Source organism: Mycobacterium sp. (assembly GCF_052144515.1).
In the GTDB taxonomy this organism is placed as follows: Bacteria; Actinomycetota; Actinomycetes; order Mycobacteriales; family Mycobacteriaceae; genus Mycobacterium.
On sequence record NZ_JBKQQD010000562.1, the window covers coordinates 1 to 3,162 of the forward strand.

At 67.5% G+C, this 3,162-nt stretch carries 3 protein-coding genes and 2 pseudogenes; 2 read left to right on the forward strand and 3 right to left on the reverse strand.

Features of this window, described 5'->3' with window-relative positions:
- Nucleotides 1-186 (reverse strand): annotated as a pseudogene (locus ACLP9N_RS38520) (alpha/beta hydrolase); the annotation flags it as partial.
- A gap of 75 nt (nt 187-261) precedes the next feature.
- On the opposite strand from ACLP9N_RS38520, the gene ACLP9N_RS38525 reads away from it, so the two are divergent.
- Nucleotides 262-924: an esterase gene (locus tag ACLP9N_RS38525; protein WP_442412311.1), complete on the forward strand. Its 663-nt coding sequence runs from the start codon at nt 262-264 to the stop codon at nt 922-924.
- Nucleotides 925-1,110: 186 nt separating this feature from the next.
- On the opposite strand, the gene fdxA is transcribed toward ACLP9N_RS38525, so the two are convergent.
- Nucleotides 1,111-1,428: a ferredoxin gene (gene fdxA / locus ACLP9N_RS38530; protein WP_442412312.1), complete on the reverse strand. Its 318-nt coding sequence runs from the start codon at nt 1,426-1,428 to the stop codon at nt 1,111-1,113.
- Nucleotides 1,429-1,623: 195 nt separating this feature from the next.
- Between fdxA and ACLP9N_RS38535 the strand changes: the two are divergent.
- A pseudogene (locus ACLP9N_RS38535) lies at nt 1,624-2,565 on the forward strand (LysR family transcriptional regulator).
- A gap of 22 nt (nt 2,566-2,587) precedes the next feature.
- On the opposite strand, the gene ACLP9N_RS38540 reads toward ACLP9N_RS38535, so the two are convergent.
- The coding region (locus ACLP9N_RS38540; protein WP_442412313.1) for a sirohydrochlorin chelatase at nt 2,588-3,162 on the reverse strand (575 nt) is incomplete at its 5' end.

The window sequence follows — 3,162 nt, forward strand, 5'->3', positions numbered from 1 at the left end:
GAGCTGGCTCGCCAGGGTCTGCAGCGGCAGCTCGGTGACCACCAGCCCGAACATCCACGAGAAGATCGACAGGTATCCGCTGCGCGCCAGCGGGCGGTAAGCGTTGAGGGTCGACGTGGCCGTGACCGCCGTGACGATCAGCGATCCGACCTGCCGGACGAGGTGAAGGATTCGATCTCTCTGCATGCGGTCACCTTACGAGGCGGGCCCGGTGCGCCGATTTGCCCACCTCCCGATTGCGGTCGGGGCATGCTTACCGGGATGCGCCTACGGGGTCTCGCGGCGGTGGCCGCCTGGTGGCTGGTCGGCTGGTCGGGCGGCGGGACGGCCGGGGCGCAGTCGGCGTGCGCCGAGCTCGGCGGAACGGTCGGCCAAGACCAGATCTGCCATGGCCACGTCGTCACCGGCAACTACACCCTCGACTTGAGCTATCCGGTCAGCTATCCCGACCAGCAGCCACTGGCCGACTACCTGATCCACACCCGCGACGAGTGGACGACGGATGCCCAGGCCTACCCCCCGCGCGCTCGGCCGTCGTATCTGCTGACGATCACGGGAACGGCGTACCGGTCGGCCACTTCAAGCACCCAAACCCTGGTGCTGGACATCAACGAGGACCTCGGTGCCCACCCGGTGGGCTCGTTCAAGGCATTCAACTACGACCTCGGGAGGCGCGTCCCGATCACGTTCGACACGCTGTTCAAGCCCGGCACCAAGCCGCTGGACGTCCTGAATCCTGTTGTCGCACGCGAGCTGGGGCCGTCACCGTTCGGGGACCTGGGTACCGACGCGTATCAGAATTTCGCGATCACCGACGACGCCGTGATCTTCTTCTTCGGCCAGGGGCAGGTGCTTGCGGAAGTCGATGGTCCGCAGCAGGTTTCGGTGCCCCGCGCCACGCTGGCGTCGCTCATGGCGGTGTAGAGTCACATCCGCCACATGCGTCTCTGAAAAAGGAGACACACTTTGTGCCCACCTCATAGCGACAGTTTGTGTTGACGCGTCGACCGTTTCGTGACTTGTCGCTATAAGGCGGGCACTTCGTCGCATCCCGACTCCCAGCGATGGAAGTGACGTGCCCCGTTGAAGGGCGAGACCAGGCGCAGGAACCTAACTCGCCTCGGCCCGGCTTTCCAGGCTCTTCACCGCAGGGGGGTCGTTCTCGGTCAGGCCAACTTTCGCGGCGCCTCCGGGTGAACCGAGTTCGTTGAAGAAGTCCGCATTGATCTGGGTGTACTGGCTGTACTCGCCGGGCACGTCGTCTTCGTAGTAGACGGACTCGACGGGGCGCACCGGCTCGCAGGCGCCGCAGTCGACGCACTCGTCGGGGTGGATGTAGAGCATGCGGGCACCCTCGTAGATGGGGCATTCCTCGATGCATGCCTTGTCTTTGATGTCGACGCACGGTTCCGCGACGACGTATGTCATGGGTGCTTTCCTTCCTTGGTCGCTGCGCCCGAACCGCAGGAGCTCGTTCGGGCTGGCCGACTTTACCCGCGGGCGCTGAGGCGTCTCCGTGGTTTCCATGGTTGCCCGGCCGGGGGACGCGCGAGTAGAGGTTACTGTGTTGTGGGGTCACAAGCTATGGTTGTGGCGACCCTACCCGATTGTGAGTTGACCAGCATGCCGCTCAGCGCTCGAATGCCCGAACTCGCCTCGTTCGAGGTTTTTTTGACGATCGCGGAGACGGGCAGCCTCGGCCGCGCCGCCCGGGAGCTCGGGATGACCCAGCAGGCCGTGTCCCGGCGGCTCGCGTACATGGAGGCACAGATCGGGGTGACACTGGCCGTCCGGACGACGCGTGGCTCGGAACTCACGCCCGCCGGCCTCATCGTCGCCGAGTGGGCGTCCCGCTTGCTCGAAGTCGCCAACGACATCGATGCGGGTCTGGGCGCGCTGCGCAAGGAAGGCCGCGAACGAATCAGGGTGGCGGCCAGCCAGACGATCGCCGAACAGGTGATGCCGCACTGGCTGCTTTCGCTGCAGGCCGAGGCGACGCGGCGCGGCGGCATCCTCCCCCAAGTGGTCCTGACCGCCACGAACAGCGAGCACGCCATCGCCTCGGTGCGCGACGGCGGCGTCGATCTCGGATTCGTCGAGAATCCCGGCCCGCCCAAGGGTTTGGGAAGTTGTGTGGTGGGCGGGGACGAACTGGTGATCGTGGTGCCGCCGGGCCACAAGTGGACTCGACGATCACGGGCCGTGACAGCTCGTGAACTCGCGCAAACCGCACTGGTTACCCGCGAACCGCATTCGGGCATCCGCGATTCGCTGACGGTGGCGTTGCGTCACGTACTGGGCGACGACATGGAACAAGCGCAGCCCGTGCTCGAATTGGCGTCCGCTGCGGCGATGCGGGCCGCAGTGCTCGCGGGCGCGGGTCCGGCGGCCATGAGCCGGCTGGCGGTGGCCGACGACCTGGCGGTGGGCCGGCTGCGCGCGATCACCATTCCCGAGTTGGACTAACGACGCAACTTCCGCGCTATTTGGGTAGGCGGGCGGACGCCGCCCGCCGGGGCGATACGAGATCTGCTGAGCTACATCATGAATCAGGAGACGAAATAGGCCCTCGACGTTGGCCAAGCATTTAGGCGGCCCGGTGTTCGGCCAACGCCTGCTCGTAGCGGTCGAGCACGGTCTCGGCGACCAGCCGGTGTGCGCCCAGCGGCGCCGCCATCGGAATGCCGTTGTCCCGGGCGAAATTCGACACCCCGTCGGTCAGGAGCCCCGGCGCCAAGAACCACGGCGCGATGACGAGCCGGCTGGCGCCTTGGCGGCGCAGATCGCCCGCGGCGCGGGCGACCGACTGCTCGCCTCGGGTGGCGAAGGCGGTCGTCGCGCCGGCCCATCGGGTGCCTGAGGCCAGCTTGGACGCCACCCGCGCGGTGTGGGCGTTGGCCGCGGCGTTGGACGACCCGATCGCCACCACCATCACGCCGAGGTCGTCGTCGAGCGGCGAAACCCCGAGTTCGGCGAGGCGTCCGCGCAGCACCGACACCAGCCGATTGTCCTCACCCAGGACGCCCGCCCGCCGGATGCCGTGGGCGCCGGCGCGGGCGATCTGCTGGGGGATGTCGAGGCGTGCGTGGTAGGCGCTGGCCAGCAGCAACGGGGCGACCACCGCGCGGCGGCTGTCCGGCAATGCGGCGAGCACGTCGGTGA

Excerpts from the sequence above, each read along its gene's own strand:
- fdxA (WP_442412312.1), bottom strand. The coding sequence starts at position 1,428 with ATGACATACGTCGTCGCGGAACCGTGCGTCGACATCAAAGACAAGGCA.
- ACLP9N_RS38525 (WP_442412311.1), top strand. The coding sequence starts at position 262 with ATGCGCCTACGGGGTCTCGCGGCGGTGGCCGCCTGGTGGCTGGTCGGC.